Consider the following 16422-nt stretch of genomic DNA (forward strand, 5'->3'; position numbering starts at 1 on the left):
ACCGATCGGGGCATCAAGCTTCTTTCGAACCGGCATGCAGGATCGGGGTTCGCCGCAACCGTTCCACGGCGAAATCGACGAAAGCGCGCGTCTTGGCGGAGACGTGACGGCCCTCCGGATGCATGACGTGCACCGGCAGCGGCGCTTCCTCGTAATCCTCCAGAATGACGCGCAGCCGGCCGTCGGCGACCGGCTCGACGATCTGATAGGACAGCGCGCGCGCCAAACCCCAGCCGCTGACCGCCGCCGAGATCGCGGCGGCGACCGTATTGCAGAACAGGCGCGGCTCGAAAACGGCGAGTGGCTTGGAATTCGGGCCGAAACGCCATTCCAGAGGCGTGGACGATCCGGTGCTGGCGATGAGCGTATGGCGGGACAGATCCGCCGGCGTTCGCGGCAGGCCATGGCGGTCGAGATAGTCCGGCGCCGCGCAGACGACGCGGCGCACGCTGCCGACCCTGATCGCATTATAGCTGGAATCCGGCAGGTGGCCGATGCGCACGGCGACGTCGATCCCCTCTTCCATCAGATTGACGTTGCGGTCGAACAGCAGCACCCGACCGGTAACCGCCGGATGCAGGCCCAGAAACTCCGTCATGATCGGCATGACATGATATTGCCCGAACAGTACCGGCGCGGTGACAGTCAGCATGCCGGACGGCGTTGCATAGGCGCCGCCAGCCGAGGCCTCCGCCTCCTCGATATCGCTGAGAATGCGCCGGCAGTCTTCGACATAATGACGGCCCTGCGCGGTGAGCTTCACCGAGCGCGTCGAACGCAGGAAGAGGCGGGCGCCGGTGACCTCCTCAAGGAAGGCCACGGCGCGGGTGACGGCCGGCGGGCTCATATGCAGGGCACGCGCCGCATCGGCGAAACTGCCGGCATCGGCCACCTTCACCAGCACCTTCATGCATTGCAGCCTGTCCATTTATCCCTACCCATCACAAGCCAATTATTCCGCATGACGGAATAGTTTCTTGCCTCTTATCGCACTTATACTTTCGGGTAGAAACAATCATTTTAACCGGACGCCTGTCGATCTGGAGCTTCCGATGATAAAACTCTACGTCCATCCGCTATCCGGCCATGCCCATCGCGCCCGGCTGTTCATCTCCCTCATCGGCCTCGATGCCGATATCATCGAACTGGATCTTGCCAAGGGAGAGCATAAGACGCCGGCGTTCCTGGCGCTCAATCCCTTCGGGCAGGTTCCGGTGCTGGAAGACGGTGGTACGGTGATCGCCGATTCCACCGCCATCCTCGTCTATCTCGCCAAGGCCTATGCGCCGAAGGGCTGGCTGCCGGAGGACGCGGCCGGGGCTGCCGGCGTGCAGCGCTGGCTGTCGGTCGCATCGGGCGAAATCGCCTACGGCCCCTGCGCCGCCCGCCTCGTCACCGTCTTCGGCGCCAAATTCGACGCGGAGGAAGTGATCGCCCGCGCCCATAGCATCCTGCAGAGGATCGATGCGGAACTTGCCGGCCGTCAATGGATCGCCGCCGATCATCCGACCATCGCCGATGTCGCGCTCTACAGCTATATCGCCCGCGCGCCGGAGGGCAATGTCGACCGCTTCCGGTATCACAATGTCACCGCATGGCTTGCCCGCATCGAGGCGCTTGCCGGTTTTCACCCCTTCCAGAAAACGCCGGTCGGGCTTGCCGACGTGGCTTGACCATTGACGAAAGGGCGGATCATGTCGATCGCCGCTGAAACCAACAGGGTATCCGCCTGGCATGACGGTGAAATCGCGCTGCAGACGAAAGTGGGCGTGGCGACGCGCATGGCCGAGATCGGCCCGCGCGTGTTACGCGACCACCTGATCGAGCAGCATCGCGATTTCTATCCGCAACTGCCCTTCATCGTGCTCGGCAGCGTCGATGCCGACGGTGATGCCTGGGCGACGCTGCGTGCCAACCGCCCCGGCTTCCTGCACAGCCCCGATATCCATACCCTCAGCGTCGAACTCGGCCGCGATCCGGCCGATCCCGCCGATGCGGGCATGGAAGACGGCAAGGCCATCGCCCTGCTCGGCATCGAGCTTCACACCCGCCGCCGCAATCGCCTGAACGGCACGATCCGCCGGCAGGCAAGCGAGGGTTTCGACGTCGACGTCGGCCAGTCCTTCGGCAACTGTCCAAAATACATCCAGTTGCGGGATTTCGAATTCATCCGCGATCCGGCCGAGCTGGCGGACGGGCCGACGTTTCGTCTCGCCGTGCTGGACGGCCGGGCGAAGGCGATCATTGCCGGTGCCGACACCTTCTTCGTCGCTTCCTATGTGGACCGAGAAGACGGAGGCAGGCAGGTGGATGTGTCGCATCGCGGCGGCAGGGCAGGCTTTGTGCGCATCGGTGACGACGGTGTGCTGACCATTCCGGATTTCGCCGGCAACCTGTTCTTCAACACGCTCGGCAACTTCGTCCTCAATCCGAAGGCCGGGTTGGTTTTTGCCGATTTCGACAGCGGCGAGTTGCTGCAGCTGACCGGCGACGCGAAGCTCATTCTGGACTCGCCGGAGATCGCGTCTTTCGACGGCGCCGAACGGCTGTGGCGCTTTACGCCGCGCAAGATCGTCCGCCGCCCCGGTGCGCTGCCGCTACGCTGGAAATTCCGCGAGGACGGCTGGTCGCCGCATTCGCTGATGACCGGACGCTGGAACGACGCCGACGACAAAACGGGCGACGGCCGGAAAGGGCCATGACCCGTCAAATCCCGGGACTGGACCGCGGGCAAAATCTCCCGGAAATCGCTAAAATTGTATCCGCGACGGTTATTTTCTTGCGGAATCGCGCTAATATTCCTACAGAAACTACCCTTATGAGCGCTTTTGAGGTCAAAAATGTCCGAAAGCGATCATCAGCCTCGATGTCACCTCCTGTCGCCGTTTCAGGGCGGCTTACGGCAGTTCGCGCGTCACGACAGGTCATTGCGGCGGGTTCATAGGGTGCTGCCGCGCCCATCCAAGGAGAGAAAAAATGAGTCTGAAGACTTTGACGGCTGCGACCTTCGTCGCTTCGCTGGCCTTTGCACCGCTCGCCCATGCCGATATCACCATCGGCCTGATCGCCCCGCTGACCGGCCCGGTCGCCGCCTATGGCGATCAGGTCAAGAACGGCGCCCAGACCGCCGTCGACGAGATCAACAAGAGCGGTGGCATTCTCGGCCAGAAGGTCGTCCTGAAGCTCGGCGACGATGCCGGCGACCCGAAGCAGGGCGTCTCCGTCGCCAATGGTTTCGTCGGCGACAGCATTCGCTTCGTCGTCGGCCCGGTAACCTCGGGCGTTGCCATTCCGGTTTCCGACGCTTTGGCTGAAAACGGCATCCTGATGGTGACGCCAACGGCGACCGCGCCCGATCTCACCACGCGCGGCCTGACCAACATCCTGCGTACCTGCGGCCGCGACGACCAGCAGGCGACAGTTGCCGCCAACTACGTCCTGAAGAACTTCAAGGACAAGAAGATCGCCATCCTCAACGACAAGGGCGCCTACGGCAAGGGCCTAGCGGACGCCTTCAAGGCAACGCTGAACGCCGGCGGCGTGACCGAGGCGATCAACGACAGCCTGACCCCCAACGAAAAAGACTATAGCGCGCTGACGACGAAGCTGAAGGCAGCCGGCATCGATCTCATCTACTTCGGCGGCTATCATCCGGAAGCCGGCCTGCTCGCCCGTCAGCTGAAGGATATCTCCGTCAAAGCGCAGATCATCGGCGGTGACGGCCTCTCGAACACGGAATACTGGGCGATCGGCCATGAGGCAGCCGCCGGCACGATCTTCACCAACGCGTCCGACGCGCTGAAGAACCCGGATTCCCAGACGGCCGTCGCAGCGCTGAAGGCGCGCAACATCCCGGCCGAAGCCTTCACGCTGAACGCCTATGCCGCCGTGCAGGTGCTGAAGGCCGGCATCGAGAAGGCCGGCAGCGCCGATGATGCGGAAGCCGTTTCCACCGCGCTGAAGAAGGGCGACGCCGTCGACACCGCCATCGGCAAGGTCACCTACGGCGAAACCGGTGACCTCACCTCGCAGAGCTTCTCGCTCTACAAGTGGGAAGACGGCAAGATCGTCGCGGCTGAATAAGCCGTCGCGTCATCATGCTTTTGAATTGCGCCGGGCCATGCGTGGCCCGGCGTTTTTATGTTTCAAGTCGGTCGGCCCGATGATCTCTCAGCAGACGGTGCGGAAGCGATCGACGCAGGTGGAAAGAACTTCCTCGCCCGGCCGCTTCCACCAATTATTTTCCGAGAAGATCTCCACTTCCTGCAGGCCGAAATAGCCTGCCTCCTCGATGGCGGCGCGGATGCGCTTCAGGTCGATGACGCCGTCGCCCATCATGCCGCGGTCGAGCAGCAGATCCGTGGTCGGCACCAGCCAGTCGCAGATATGGTGCGCGAGAATCTGACCATTGGCGCCGGCGCGGGCGATCTGCCCGTAGAGCTTCGGGTCCCACCAGACGTGATAGACGTCGATGGCGACGCCGACGCCCTCGCCCAAAAGGTCGCAAATGTCGAGCGCCTGTTCGAGCGTGTTCACGCAGGCGCGGTCGGCGGCATACATCGGGTGTAGCGGCTCGATCGCCAGGGGAATGCCGGCGCTGCGGGCATGCGGCAGGATCGTCGCGATGCCGTCGGCCACCATCTCGCGCGCCCGGCCGATATCCTTCGATCCCTTCGGCAGACCGCCGACGACCAGCACGAGGCAATCGGCATTCAACGCCGCCGCCTCGTCGATCGCCCGCCTGTTGTCGTCGATCGCCGCCTTCAGGCCCTCCGGATCGGCGGCCGGAAACATGCCGCCACGGCACAGGCCCGTGACCTTCAAGCGGTTGTCGGCAACGATCCGCGCCGCCTCCGCAAGGCCGATCTTGTGCACCTGGTCGCGCCAGGGCGCGATGGCGACGATGTCCTGCTTGAGGCAGACCTCGACCGCCTGGCGCATGTCATATTGCTGGCGTACGGTCGCGAGATTGATGGAAAGGCCCTCTATAGCCATGCTGATGATCCTCCCAGATCCTGTTTCCGATTAGGCGACGCCGCCCGTTGCCAGGATCGTCTTCATCCGCTGCACGGCAAGATCGGGGTCCCGGAGAACCCGCGCCGCATCCGCCAGTCGGAAAAGCTCCGAAAGATGGACAATGGAGCGCGTGCTCTGCTGGCCGCCCAGCATCTGGAAATGATCCTGAAAGCCGTTGAGATAGGCGAGGAAGACGACGCCGGTCTTGTAGAAGCGGGTCGGCGCTTTGAAGATATGGCGCGACAGCGGCACGGTCGGCGCCAGGATCTGATGGAAGGCGTCGAGATCATTCTCAGCAAGCTTCGACAGCGCCGCGCTCGCCGCCGGCGCGATCGCATCGAAAATACCGAGCAGCGCATGCGAGTAACCCTGATCGTCGCCGGCGATCAGTTCGGCATAGTTGAAATCGTCGCCCGTATACATCTTCACGCGCGGATCGAGCCTCCGGCGCATGACGATCTCCTTTTCCGCCGACAGCAGCGAAATCTTCACGCCATCGACCTTGGCGGCATTGTCGTTGATGATGGCAACCGCCGTGTCCATGGCCTGCATGTCATCGGCCGACCCCCAATAGCCCGCCAGCGCCGGATCGAACATCGAGCCGAGCCAATGGATCATCACCGGCTCCTTCACCTGTCCGAGAATGCGGTTATAGACGCGGGCATAATCGTCCGGCCCCTTGGCGGCCGCGGCAAGGGCCCGGCTTGCCATCAGGATGATGCGTCCGCCCTGGCCTTCGACGAAGGCGACTTGCTCCTCATAGGCACGAATGACCTCATCGATGGTGACATCAGGACCGGGAGCGAGATGGTCGGTGCCGGCGCCATAGGCGATCAGCGCATCCGAACGGTTGCGGGCCGCTGATTGCGCATGCGTGATCAGCTCCTTGGCCCCGGTCCAGTCGAGACCCATGCCGCGCTGCGCCGTATCCATGGCCTCGGCCACGCCGAGGCCGAGATCCCAGAGATAGTCACGATAGGCGATCGTCCGCTCCCAATCGATATTGCGATCGAGCCAGGGATCATTGTCGGCGAAGGGATCGACGACGACATGGGCGGCGGCGAAGGCGACGCGATTGAAATGATGGCCGCCGGCCGGCCGTTCCGGCGGCGAAAGCGGCGTGTTGACGAGGGTGAAATCGGCAAGCTTGCCATCGGTACCCGGCAGGCGAAGCGTCTTCGTCATGGTCTCCACCTCCTATCGCGCGGCAAGCGCGGGCACGTCGACCCAGCGACGCTCCGCCGAGCTTTTCTGCGCGAGTTCGGCGAGCTGGACACCCTTGGCACCCTCACGCAGGGTAAATTTCCACGGCGCATCTTCCGCGACATGGCGCAGGAAATCCTCCCACTGCGCCTTGAAACCATTGTCGAAGACCTGCGTATCCGGCACTTCGTCCCAGGTGTCGAAGAAATCGATGGTCTGCGGCTGGTCGGGATTCCAGACCGGCTTCGGGGTGTTGACGCGGTGCTGCGTGAAGCAGCGCATCAGGCCGGCGACCGCCGAGCCATGCGTGCCGTCCACCTGGAAGGTGACGAGATCGTCGCGGCGCACCCGCACCGCCCAGGAGGAATTGATATGGGCGACGATGCCGCCCTCCAGCTCGAAGGTGGCATAGGCGGCATCGTCGGCATCGGCGGCATAGGTCTTGCCGTTTTCGTCGACGCGGCTTGGAATATGCGTGGCACCGAGGCAGCTGACAGCCTTGACCTCGCCGAAGAGATTGTCGAGCACATAGCGCCAATGCGGCAGCATATCGAGGATCATGCCGCCGCCTTCGGCCTTGCGGTAGTTCCATGAGGGCCGCTGCGCCTTGACGCCCCAGTCACCCTCGAAGACCCAATAGCCGAACTCGCCGCGCACCGACAAAATCTTGCCGAAGAAGCCACTGTCGCGCAGCATGGCGATCTTGCGCAGGCCCGGCAGGAACAGCTTGTCCTGCACGACGCCGTTCTTGACGCCGCGGCGCTCGGCCGAGGCGGCGACGGACAGCGCTTCGTCCAGCGTCTCCGAGATCGGCTTTTCGCAATAGACATGCTTGCCGGCGGCGATCGCCCGCTCCAGCAGCGCAACGCGCATCTGCGTCGAGCCGGCATCGAAAAAGATCGTGTTGTTGGGATCGGCAAGCACGGCATCCAGATCGGTGGTCGTCTTGGACAGACCGTGCCTGCGGGCGATTTCAGCGATCTTCTCGGCATTGCGGCCGACCAGGATCGGATCGGGCATCAGCCGGTCGCCGTTGGCGAGCAGAACGCCGCCCTGCTCGCGGATCGCCAGGATCGAACGCACCAGATGCTGATTGTAGCCCATGCGGCCGGTGATGCCGTGCATGATGATACCGATCGGCTTTGTCGCCATGTTTCTTCCTCCCGTAAATAACTATATAGTTACATGAGTGACACGGCAATGCGCAGCTGTCAACGATCATCGGGGATGACGGTTGCAGCGGACGAGCCGATTTACAGGAATTGCCGGGATTCAGGCCCTCAAGGGCGTAGATAGGCGAAGATGACGTCGACGATATGCTCGCCCCAGGCATCGATTTCCGACTTGTCGGAAAGGTTGCGCTGGAAGATCGTCGACAGCGTCCAGCGGTTCGTCAGGAAGAAGGAGCCGAGCGCGGCGATGCTCATATAGATCTTCACCGGATCGCAATCCGGCCGGAAGTCGCCGGCGGCGGCGCCGCGGTCGAGCAGGCCGGAAATCTCCGCCACCAGCGGCGAGTGCAGCGCGAAAATCCGCGCCGACCGCTTCAGGAAGCGGGCCTTGTGCATGTTCTCCGTGCTGAGGATGCCGAGAAACTCCGGGTGATCCAGGAAGTATTTCCAGGTGAAAACAACCAGCTCCCGCATGCCGTCCTTGGGATCGCGATGCGAGAGATCAAGCCTTGCTTCCGCCGAGCGGATGGCGACGTAGCTGCCTTCGAGAACGGCGACATAGAGCGCATCCTTGCCGCCGAAATAATGATAGAGCATGCGCTTGTTGATCTTGGCGCGCTCGGCGATGGCGTCGACGCGGGCGCCGCCATAACCGCGCTCGGCAAATTCCTTGGTCGCGGCCGCCAGGATCGCCTTGCTGGTGCGCTCCGCATCCCTGAGACGCGGCCGTTCGGCCGTCGTAGTCGCGGCCGCTTGCGTTCCGGTCTCGCCCTTGGCGCTCTTTGCGCGGCTCTTGGTGGTTCTGGCTTCGGACATCACGGCTCCTGGCGGCGCTGGCAAGGCTCATGCGGCCTTTCACAGCCGATAAGTAACCGATTGGCGCGTAAGTTGACAGCCCCCCGAAAATTCGCAGAAGCAGTAACCATGTGGTTACATATTCGCGACTGTCCGGAAGCAGGCGTGATCTCGGCCTGATTCCTGTTCCATTCGGATCGATCGGCGGCCGTCGAAGCGGTTTCCGATTGCAGAAACCTGCTTGCTTTCGACGACGGCACGGCTCAAGAGAGCGGATAAGAAACCAGCGCCGGGCGGCTTGATGACGGGAATGCAGATTGCGATTATCGGGGGCGGGCCTGCGGGTCTGATGGCGGCGGAGGTGCTCTCGCTGTCCGGTCATCGGGTCACGGTCTATGACGCCATGCCGACCGTCGCGCGCAAGTTCCTGCTGGCCGGCAAATCCGGCCTCAACATCACCCATTCGGAAGACTACGCCCGCTTTGCCGGTCGCTTCGGTCCGACATCGGGTCGGCTGCGCGCCGCGCTCGATGCCTTCACGCCCGAGGATGTCAGGACCTGGGCAGCCGGGCTCGGCACCGAAACCTTCACCGGCTCCTCCGGCCGCGTCTTTCCAAAGGCCATGAAGGCATCGCCGCTGCTGCGCGCCTGGCTCGGGAGATTGGAAGCGCAGGGCGTCAGGATTCTGACCCGGCATCGCTGGTCGGGATTTGCCGATGACGGATTTGTCTTCGAAACACCGGAGGGCCGCGTTGTCGTTCATTGTGACGCGGCGATGCTGGCGCTCGGCGGCGCAAGCTATCCGAGGCTCGGCTCGGATGGCGGCTGGATCGACTGGCTTCGCGGCAAAGGCATCGCCATCGGCGATTTCCAGCCGGCCAATTGCGGCTTCGATGTCGCTTGGAGCCCGTTGTTCAGCGAACGCTTCGCCGGCGAGCCTTTGAAGGCGGTGACGGCCACGTCGGAAGCCGGCACGTTTCCCGGCGAATTCGTCATTTCACGGCATGGAATCGAAGGCAGCCTCGTCTATGCCCATGCCGCCCGCCTGCGCGACCGGCTGGCCGGCGACGGCGAAGCGGCGTTGCTGGTCGATCTCGCGCCCGGCCGCTCGGCCGAGCGCCTGACCCGCGATCTCTCGCGGCAGGATGGCAAGGCCAGTCTTTCCAACCGGCTGCGCAAGGGCGCGGGGATCGAAGGCGTCAAGGCGGCACTTCTGCGCGAGCTTGCCCCGCCGGAGACGCTGGCGACGCCAGAGCGGCTGGCACGGCGGATCAAGGCGCTGCCGATCCCGCTGCTGCGGCCGCGGCCGATCGCCGAAGCCATCTCCTCGGCCGGCGGCATTCGCTGGAGCGACATCGACGATGCCTACATGCTGAAGGCGCTGCCCGGCCTCTTCGTGGCCGGAGAGATGATCGATTGGGAAGCACCGACCGGCGGCTACCTCCTCACCGCCTGTTTCGCCACCGGACGCGCCGCCGCAAGAGGGTTGGAACGCTGGCTGCAGCGCTAGGCGCTCCCGCGCCTCTCATATCCTTATCCTCAGCCGATCCGCCCGTTCTCCATCAGCCACGCGACCGCCTCCTGCACCGCCTGCAGCGAGCTATAGCGCGGCGCATAGCCGAGAAGACGCTCGGCCTTGGCGATCGAGCAGTTGGGGCTGCGGGCGATATGCTCCCAAGTTGCCTGCGCATCTTCCGCCGCCTGGCCCTCGGCCCATTTTTCGAAGGGCAGGAACTCCAGCCTCGGCTTGTGGCCGAACCAATGCGACATGGCTTCGGCATAGCCGCGCAGCGTCAGCGCGCCGCTCGAGACCGCGTGGAAGCTCTCGCCGGTCGAAGCCCGCCAGTTGGCGATCGCGTCCATGAACATCTGCGCGACGTCGTCGGCATGGACGTGATGGACCGTTTCCAGGCCGAAATTCGGCAATGAAAGCGCCTCGCCCCGCGCCAGCGCCGAAAAGACCGAGAGATTGAAATTGCCTGCCGGATTGAGCGGTGCCCAGCCGGGGCCGACGATATGGCCGGGATGGATCAGGGTGGCCGGGAAGCCCTTGCCGCGCGCCTCCCCCAACAGATAGGTCTCGATGGCCGCCTTCTGGATTCCATAGTCGCCGAAGGGCCGTTTCGGCGCCTCTTCCGGCGTCGGCACGACCGTCGGATAGCCATGGGTCCAGATGGTGCCCGTATGCAGGAAATGTCCGACATTACCGGAAAGCGCCTGCACCAGATGCTCGGCGCTTTCCAGGGTGAAGCAGATCATGTCGATGACGATATCCGCCTTCAGCGCCCGGATCGCCGGCCCGAAACTGCCGTCTTTTTCCATCGCGCCGCGATCCATCGTCACATGCTCGACGGCGTCCCAGGCCCGGTTCGGCTGATAGGGTTTCGCCTCGCCCCGGCTCACCGCCAGCACTTCATATCCCGCTTCGACCAGCCGCGGCACAAGATAGGTGCCGACATGACCGGTTGCGCCGATGACCACTGCACGCGCCATGCTCTCCTCCCATGATGATGCAAAAACCGGATGCTGCGCGACATCCGGACCAAGGACCATTCCTGCCGAAGAATAGGAGACCTTGCCAGCTTGTCATCCCCGGATCAGGAAAAATAGCGGGCATTCCACGAACGGCCGCCGGCCCGCAACGCCCGACGGTCGTAATCACCCCGCTCGCTTTGTCAGTTGATCAAAATTTCGGGAACGACGGACATGCCGACACGGAGTCCCTCGATCCCGGCTTGCCCCGGCTCGATCCGGATGCGGACGGGCAAACGCTGAACCACCTTCGTGAAGTTTCCGGTGGCATTCTGCGGCGCGATCGCCGAATAGCTGGCCCCGCTGGCGGGACCAAGACTCTCGACCGTCCCCTTGAAGACATGATCGGAAAGCGCGTCCACTTTGATCGCAACCTCCTGGCCGGCACGAACGCGGGCCAGCTGCGTTTCCCTGTAATTGGCGCGGACATACAGCTTGTCCAAAGGCACGATCGACAACAGCGTCGTTCCCACAGGGACATAGGCCCCGGTTCGGACGGCCTTCTGGCCGACGGTTCCCGAGATCGGCGCGACGATTTTTGTGTAGGAGAGCTTCAGCTTAGCATCGTCCAAGCTGGCGGTTGCCTGCATGAGCGAGGCGGATGCGCCCTCCAGTTGGGTATTGAAAACATCGAGCTGCCGTTTGGCGGCATCAAGGGCGGCAACATGGCTGCTGCGACTTGCCATGGCGGACGAGAGCTTCGAAACCGCTTCATCAAGCGCCTGCTGCGAGCCCGACCCTTTGACCACGAGCTGCCGCAGGCGGCTTTCGTTCGTCCGGGCCAGGAGAAGTGCCGCATCGTCGGCGTCGATCGCGGCCTGGGCTTCGGCGATCAGGGCACCCTGGCGCTGGATCTGCGCTTGCAGGGTTTTGAGGCTGGCCTCATTGACCGCCACGGCCGCCTGCGCATTCTCGACAGCAATCCTCAGATCGCGATCGTCGAGGATCGCAAGCACATCGCCCTGTTGGATCGCCTGATTTTCCTCCACCAGAACCGTCTCCACAACGCCCGCTACCCTGGAGGCGACATTTGTGAAGTCGGCCTGCATGTAGGCGTCATCCGTCGACTGGCGAGAGGCGGAGGCCTCCGGCTGGTTGAAATAGGAATAGCTGCCGGCTGAAACGGCGATGATGAGGCCGCCGACGGCCAACTTGATGATGCGCGACATGTCTTTATCCATGGGTCGGGGAAGGAATTGGGAGGGCCTGAGGCCGGGAATTTGGCGCCGGGATGAACTGCATCATCAGCGCCAGAGGTACGAGCGCCAAGGCCAGGATGCCGAGGACACGATAGACATCCGCGGTCGCGAGAGCGAGAACCTGAGCATTGAACGCATTGGTCAGGGCGGTGGTATCGGTGACTTGCGGCAGGTTTTTCCCGACGATACCGAACCGGTCGACCAGAATATAGGAGTGGAAATGCTCCCGGACCTCCAGCAGCCGATTGACGATCGCGCCACCAACTAGAGAGCTGACGGATCGCAGCGTGTTGACGAAGCCGGCGATATAAGGCCCTTCCATCGGCTGTACGACGCTGGTTGCCAGGAACAGCATCGAAACGATAGCCATCGGCTGACCGACTGCCTGCATCAATTGCGCGGGGATGAACTGTTCCCAGATCCAACTGGTGTCGACATGGGATGCCTGAAAGCAGGACAGGCCGATCAGCGCCAGTCCGGTGGCGAAGACAAGTCGCGCATCCACCCATTTCTGGTAGAGCAGGAAGGCAACCAACGAGCCGGCGATGAGCTGCGGCAGTCCGATGATCAGCCCGATCGGCGCGTTCTGCAGAGCGCGATAACCCCAGTTCGATGCCAGAAAGGACGTTGGCAGAACTGCGCCCGATATCAGCGCGACCAGCATCAGGATGAAAATGGCGAAGCCGAGGTGGAGGTTTCGACGCGACAGGAGCTGGAACTTGATGAACGGCGCCGGATGAAACCACTCGAAGGCGACGTAGGCACCAATGCAGAGACAGCCGACGGTCATGGACGTGCTGATGAGCGGCGAGTTGAACCAGTCGAGGCGGTTGCCCTGGTCGAGCGCGATGGCCAGCAGGAAAAGGCCCGGTATCCCGGCAAGCAAGGCCGGCAGGTTGATCGACGAGAACCGCTTCCACGCAATCGGCTCCCGCGGCATGGCCCAGGCGACCAGCGAAGCCGAAACGATCGCCACCGGAATGAACTGCCAGGACAGCCAGCGCCAGTCCACGAGCACGTCCGTCCATTGGCCGACGATCCAGATCGCGATATTGGGCGCGAAGGTCGCCGTCATCGCATAGAGTGCGAGGCCATGCAGACGGATGGACGGCGGCAATGTTCTCAATGCCATCATCATCAGGAGCGGAATGAGCGCACCGGCGCTGATCCCCTGGATCGTCCGCAACACCAGCAGCATGTTCAGGTCAACGACGAAGGGAAGCGCAATCGCAATCAACGCGGACAGGCTGACCATGAACAGATGAAAACGGCGCACGGTAAATGTGATCGCAAACCAGGTCGTGAACGGCATGGCAACAAGCTCGCCTGCCGCATAGAACGTGTTCAGCCAGGAGGCATCGTCGGAGCCGAAACCGAGCACGCCGCGCACGTCGGCAAGGCCGAGGGAGCCGCTCCGGCTGTTGAGGCCGGCCATCATTGCGGACAGAAAGATACCAAGCAGGCCGATCAGCGCGCGGGTCGTCAAGGGCGGCGCACCGGCCGGCGCCGCTGGGGACGATTGTGATGTGTCTGCCATCCTTTCGATGTCTCCGTTCTTGCCTCGCGCAGAGGCAATCCTTTGCAAGGTTCCGACTCGTCAAACGGTCTCGTTTTCCCGGAGAAGACGTGGCGTTACCCTATACGGTAATTTGAGTTACCATATAGGGTAACGCTGCGTACCAATCAACAGGAATCATGCGCGAGTAAGTTTCGCCGTTTCCTGCTCTTCCCGAGAGAGGGTGACAGGCGCGCTATCGGCTGGCGCTTATGCCGTCCAGAAGGTGCTCGACGACCGCATCGACTCTGGCCTGCCGTTCAGCCTCATCCACCGGCTTGCCGAGAAGAGCCCTCAGTTGAAGATCGGCCACCAGGGCGCCGACGAATATGCGCGCGGACATGTCCGGATCGGGCACGATGATGTCGCCTTTCGCAGCATGCTGACGAAGCAGGTGCGCCGCGGTGGCGTAAGCCCTGTGTGGCGCATTGTGCAAAAAAGTCTCCGCCGCTTCAGGCACCCGCGCGGCGGCCGTCGTCATCAGCCTGTGCAATGCTAGAGAGCGAGGCGACAACAGGACGCTGATAATCCTTGCGCCGACAAAACGCAGCGCGGTGCGCAAATCGTCGGAAACGGGGATTCCGAGGAACAGATCCGCACGCTCCATCGCCAGCTTTTCGACCGCACGCCGAAACAGCGTCTCCTTATCCCCGAACAGGGCATAAATATCCCGCTTGGAGCCACCGACGACCGCCGTCAGAGCGTCGATGGAAACCCCTTCATATCCGCGCTTCAGAAAGAGTTCCGCCGCGGCATCGAGGATCAAGGGTTCCTGATCCGTCACGGGTACGAACTTCCGCGGCCGCGTCCTTTGATGGGGTGTCTGCTTTTGGGTCGATTTGGCCATGAGAATGGTATCGCACATTACCGAGCCGTGAACCAGATGGCGCGCTGGTCCTCCCCAAGGCTGCTCGACCGGATGACGGCGCGTTCCGTGGAACAAACGCATCCGCGTCGCCAGCACTCAAGAACGGCGCGCGCGGACTGGCGGTACGTCAGGCGGCCCTGAGACGCTCCCGCAGAAACTCGATGAAGCGCTGGGTCTTGGCCGGCAGGAGGCGGGTTTCGGTCAGGGCATAAACCGGAACCGCGACACCCTGCCACTCAGGCAGGATACGCCGCAGGCGCCCGTCCGCAACCTCATCCGCAACGACCTCTTTCGGCAGCAGGGTAATTCCGAGATCAAGTGTCGCAAGCCGCCGGATCATTCCGGGGCTATTGAGCCGAAAGCGGCCTTCAATCGGCACCTGGATCGTCTGCCCGCCGGCGCTCAATGTCCATTTGCCGGCCTTCGGAAAATCCAGACATTCGTGGCGGCTGAGATCCATCGGCTCCTCGGGCTCTCCGGAAAGCTCCAGATAACGCGGCGAGGCATATAGATAGGGCGTAAGGCGGGCCAGCGGCCGCGCGACCAGACTGGAATCCGCCGGCTCTCCCATCCGGATCGCGATATCGAACGGCTCGGAGACCAGATCGACATTGCGCGGCGTCAAATCGAACTCGAAGCGTATGCCGGGATAAAGCTGCGCGAATTCCGCCAATAGCGGTGCGAGATAGGTGGTGGCGAAATCCACCGGCAGCGAGGCCCGCAGCGTACCGCTGGGCTGTGCGACCATTTCGCCCAGCTGCTCATGAGCAAGGCGGGCCTCGTCCACGATACGCTTGCAGCGCTCATAATAGAGTTGCCCCGCCTCCGTTGGCTCAATCCTGCGCGTCGTCCGGTGCAACAGCCTCAGGCCGATCGCCTTTTCCAGAAGGCTTATCCTGCGCGACAGCGTCGAGTTCGGCATGCCGAGCGCTTCGGCGGCGCGGCGAAAGCTGCGGGCGTTCATCACCTCGACGAACAACGCCATGTCGTTCAGGAATTCCAACAAACTGCTCCATATATGGATCAATCTGTTCCAAGAGAGCATATTTATTCCACATGCGTCCACACCTAAATTGTGTGGCACATCGAGACGGCAGCGCCTCACGGATCTTTTGTGAGACCCCGCACGTCATCAGACGAGACTCGCCAAGAGGTCTCATTCGACAAAGGACAGGTCTTATGAAACGAGACAGGAGCTGGACGTGGCAGCCTATTGCCGCGACGCGCCTCGACTTCACGGGATTGAAGATCGCCGTGATCGGCGGAACGGGCGGCATCGGCCGTGCACTGAGCCGTCACCTCGCGGCACACGGCGCAAATGTCGTGGTCGTTGGCCAGACATTCCGCGATTCCGACCTATCCGGAATCAGCTTCATCAAGGCGGATCTAAGCCTGATGCAGGAAGCCAGGCGGGTCGGCGCGAGCCTGCCTGCCGAAACGCTCGATCTCGTCATCTTCACGACCGGCATCATGGCCGGGCCTACGCGTGAGCAGACCCTCGACGGTATCGAGCGGGACGTCGCCATCAGCTATCTGAGCCGGTTCGTCATGCTCAACGAGATCGGCCCGCGCCTCGGCAAGGGTCGGACCGAGGCATCGACCAAGCCGCGCGTCTTCGTCATGGGTTTCCCCGGCAGCAATCAGCTCGGGAAGCCGGACGATCTGAACAGCGAGACATCGTATAGCCGCTGGACGGCGCACATGAACACGGTCGCGGGCAACGAGGCGTTGGTTCTCGATGCCGCCGCTCGCTATCCGCAGGCGGCCTTCTTCGGGCTCAACCCGGGCTTCGTCAAAACCGGCATCCGCAGCAATCTCTTCGGTCCTAAAATGGTGTTGCGGATCGTCGAGTGGATGACCGGCTTCATGACGAGCAGCCCGGAAAGCTATGCCGAGCGGATCGCGCCTCTTCTCATATCCCCGGATATCGAAGGTCACAGCGGCGCAATGTTCAACAACAAGGGAGAGCCGATCCTGCCGTCGTCCAAGCTGACCAATCGTATCGTCAGCAAGATAATGGCAGCCTCCGAGACACTGGCGGCGCGGGCGAAGGTCCAGGTGGCTCCGTTCCGGCTCCCGTAA

The 16422-nt window shown here is 62.8% G+C and carries 15 protein-coding genes; 5 read left to right on the plus strand and 10 right to left on the minus strand.

Going from position 1 to position 16422, the window contains the following annotated elements; genetic code table 11:
* Positions 1-13: 13 nt before the first annotated feature.
* Positions 14-928 (minus strand): LysR family transcriptional regulator, encoded by a 915-nt coding sequence (locus tag FHX11_RS18495; protein ID WP_184359173.1) that lies wholly within the window; start codon positions 926-928, stop codon positions 14-16.
* A 127-nt stretch (positions 929-1055) separates the two neighbouring features.
* On the opposite strand from FHX11_RS18495, the gene FHX11_RS18500 reads away from it, so the two are divergent.
* The 3 genes from FHX11_RS18500 to FHX11_RS18510 all read left to right on the plus strand — a co-directional run bounded on the left by FHX11_RS18500 (position 1056) and on the right by FHX11_RS18510 (position 4083).
* Positions 1056-1673 (plus strand): glutathione S-transferase, encoded by a 618-nt coding sequence (locus FHX11_RS18500; protein WP_184359445.1) that lies wholly within the window; start codon positions 1056-1058, stop codon positions 1671-1673.
* Between the two features lie 21 nt (positions 1674-1694).
* Positions 1695-2702: a pyridoxamine 5'-phosphate oxidase family protein gene (locus tag FHX11_RS18505; RefSeq protein ID WP_184359175.1), complete on the plus strand. Its 1008-nt coding sequence runs from the start codon at positions 1695-1697 to the stop codon at positions 2700-2702.
* Between the two features lie 274 nt (positions 2703-2976).
* The gene (locus tag FHX11_RS18510) at positions 2977-4083 is read left to right on the plus strand and encodes a branched-chain amino acid ABC transporter substrate-binding protein (RefSeq protein WP_184359177.1); all 1107 of its coding nucleotides are present in this window, start codon (positions 2977-2979) and stop codon (positions 4081-4083) included.
* Between the two features lie 87 nt (positions 4084-4170).
* Here FHX11_RS18510 and FHX11_RS18515 read toward each other — a convergent pair whose 3' ends face one another.
* From FHX11_RS18515 to FHX11_RS18530, 4 genes are all read right to left on the minus strand, one after another.
* A complete protein-coding gene (locus FHX11_RS18515) occupies positions 4171-4995 on the minus strand; it encodes a sugar phosphate isomerase/epimerase family protein (protein ID WP_184359179.1) in 825 nt (274 codons plus the stop codon).
* Between the two features lie 30 nt (positions 4996-5025).
* On the minus strand, positions 5026-6201 hold the full coding sequence (locus FHX11_RS18520) for a dihydrodipicolinate synthase family protein (protein WP_184359182.1): 1176 nt from the start codon (positions 6199-6201) through the stop codon (positions 5026-5028).
* A 12-nt stretch (positions 6202-6213) separates the two neighbouring features.
* A complete protein-coding gene (locus FHX11_RS18525; protein ID WP_184359184.1) occupies positions 6214-7371 on the minus strand; it encodes a Gfo/Idh/MocA family oxidoreductase in 1158 nt (385 codons plus the stop codon).
* Positions 7372-7499: 128 nt separating this feature from the next.
* Complete coding sequence (locus FHX11_RS18530) at positions 7500-8207, minus strand: TetR/AcrR family transcriptional regulator (protein ID WP_184359186.1); 708 nt, start codon at positions 8205-8207, stop codon at positions 7500-7502.
* A 280-nt stretch (positions 8208-8487) separates the two neighbouring features.
* Here FHX11_RS18530 and FHX11_RS18535 point away from each other — a divergent pair, with 280 nt between their 5' ends.
* Positions 8488-9696 carry a TIGR03862 family flavoprotein gene (locus tag FHX11_RS18535; protein ID WP_184359188.1) on the plus strand — a complete coding sequence of 403 codons (1209 nt, stop codon included), beginning with the start codon at positions 8488-8490 and terminating at the stop codon, positions 9694-9696.
* A 29-nt stretch (positions 9697-9725) separates the two neighbouring features.
* On the opposite strand, the gene FHX11_RS18540 is transcribed toward FHX11_RS18535, so the two are convergent.
* From FHX11_RS18540 to FHX11_RS18560, 5 genes are all read right to left on the minus strand, one after another.
* On the minus strand, positions 9726-10679 hold the full coding sequence (locus FHX11_RS18540; protein WP_184359190.1) for an NAD(P)-dependent oxidoreductase: 954 nt from the start codon (positions 10677-10679) through the stop codon (positions 9726-9728).
* 182 nt (positions 10680-10861) lie between these two features.
* Entirely contained in the window at positions 10862-11887 is a 1026-nt protein-coding gene (locus FHX11_RS18545) for an HlyD family secretion protein (RefSeq protein WP_184359192.1), read from the minus strand.
* A gap of 4 nt (positions 11888-11891) precedes the next feature.
* Complete coding sequence (locus FHX11_RS18550) at positions 11892-13454, minus strand: MFS transporter (RefSeq protein WP_184359194.1); 1563 nt, start codon at positions 13452-13454, stop codon at positions 11892-11894.
* A gap of 214 nt (positions 13455-13668) precedes the next feature.
* Positions 13669-14421 carry a TetR/AcrR family transcriptional regulator gene (locus FHX11_RS18555; protein ID WP_184359196.1) on the minus strand — a complete coding sequence of 251 codons (753 nt, stop codon included), beginning with the start codon at positions 14419-14421 and terminating at the stop codon, positions 13669-13671.
* 46 nt (positions 14422-14467) lie between these two features.
* On the minus strand, positions 14468-15343 hold the full coding sequence (locus FHX11_RS18560) for a LysR family transcriptional regulator (protein WP_184359198.1): 876 nt from the start codon (positions 15341-15343) through the stop codon (positions 14468-14470).
* A 176-nt stretch (positions 15344-15519) separates the two neighbouring features.
* Between FHX11_RS18560 and FHX11_RS18565 the strand changes: the two genes are divergently transcribed.
* Complete coding sequence (locus FHX11_RS18565; protein ID WP_184359200.1) at positions 15520-16422, plus strand: SDR family NAD(P)-dependent oxidoreductase; 903 nt, start codon at positions 15520-15522, stop codon at positions 16420-16422.

Source organism: Rhizobium sp. BK602 (assembly GCF_014195095.1).
In the GTDB taxonomy this organism is placed as follows: Bacteria; Pseudomonadota; Alphaproteobacteria; order Rhizobiales; family Rhizobiaceae; genus Rhizobium.

Bases quoted from the DNA above. Each gene is read 5' to 3' on its own strand.
- FHX11_RS18495 (WP_184359173.1), bottom strand. From the start codon at position 928: ATGGACAGGCTGCAATGCATGAAGGTGCTGGTGAAGGTGGCCGATGCC.
- FHX11_RS18505 (WP_184359175.1), top strand. From the start codon at position 1,695: ATGTCGATCGCCGCTGAAACCAACAGGGTATCCGCCTGGCATGACGGT.
- FHX11_RS18510 (WP_184359177.1), top strand. From the start codon at position 2,977: ATGAGTCTGAAGACTTTGACGGCTGCGACCTTCGTCGCTTCGCTGGCC.
- FHX11_RS18515 (WP_184359179.1), bottom strand. From the start codon at position 4,995: ATGGCTATAGAGGGCCTTTCCATCAATCTCGCGACCGTACGCCAGCAA.
- FHX11_RS18520 (WP_184359182.1), bottom strand. From the start codon at position 6,201: ATGACGAAGACGCTTCGCCTGCCGGGTACCGATGGCAAGCTTGCCGAT.
- FHX11_RS18525 (WP_184359184.1), bottom strand. From the start codon at position 7,371: ATGGCGACAAAGCCGATCGGTATCATCATGCACGGCATCACCGGCCGC.
- FHX11_RS18530 (WP_184359186.1), bottom strand. From the start codon at position 8,207: ATGTCCGAAGCCAGAACCACCAAGAGCCGCGCAAAGAGCGCCAAGGGC.
- FHX11_RS18535 (WP_184359188.1), top strand. From the start codon at position 8,488: ATGACGGGAATGCAGATTGCGATTATCGGGGGCGGGCCTGCGGGTCTG.
- FHX11_RS18540 (WP_184359190.1), bottom strand. From the start codon at position 10,679: ATGGCGCGTGCAGTGGTCATCGGCGCAACCGGTCATGTCGGCACCTAT.
- FHX11_RS18545 (WP_184359192.1), bottom strand. From the start codon at position 11,887: ATGTCGCGCATCATCAAGTTGGCCGTCGGCGGCCTCATCATCGCCGTT.
- FHX11_RS18550 (WP_184359194.1), bottom strand. From the start codon at position 13,454: ATGGCAGACACATCACAATCGTCCCCAGCGGCGCCGGCCGGTGCGCCG.
- FHX11_RS18555 (WP_184359196.1), bottom strand. From the start codon at position 14,421: ATGCGTTTGTTCCACGGAACGCGCCGTCATCCGGTCGAGCAGCCTTGG.
- FHX11_RS18565 (WP_184359200.1), top strand. From the start codon at position 15,520: ATGAAACGAGACAGGAGCTGGACGTGGCAGCCTATTGCCGCGACGCGC.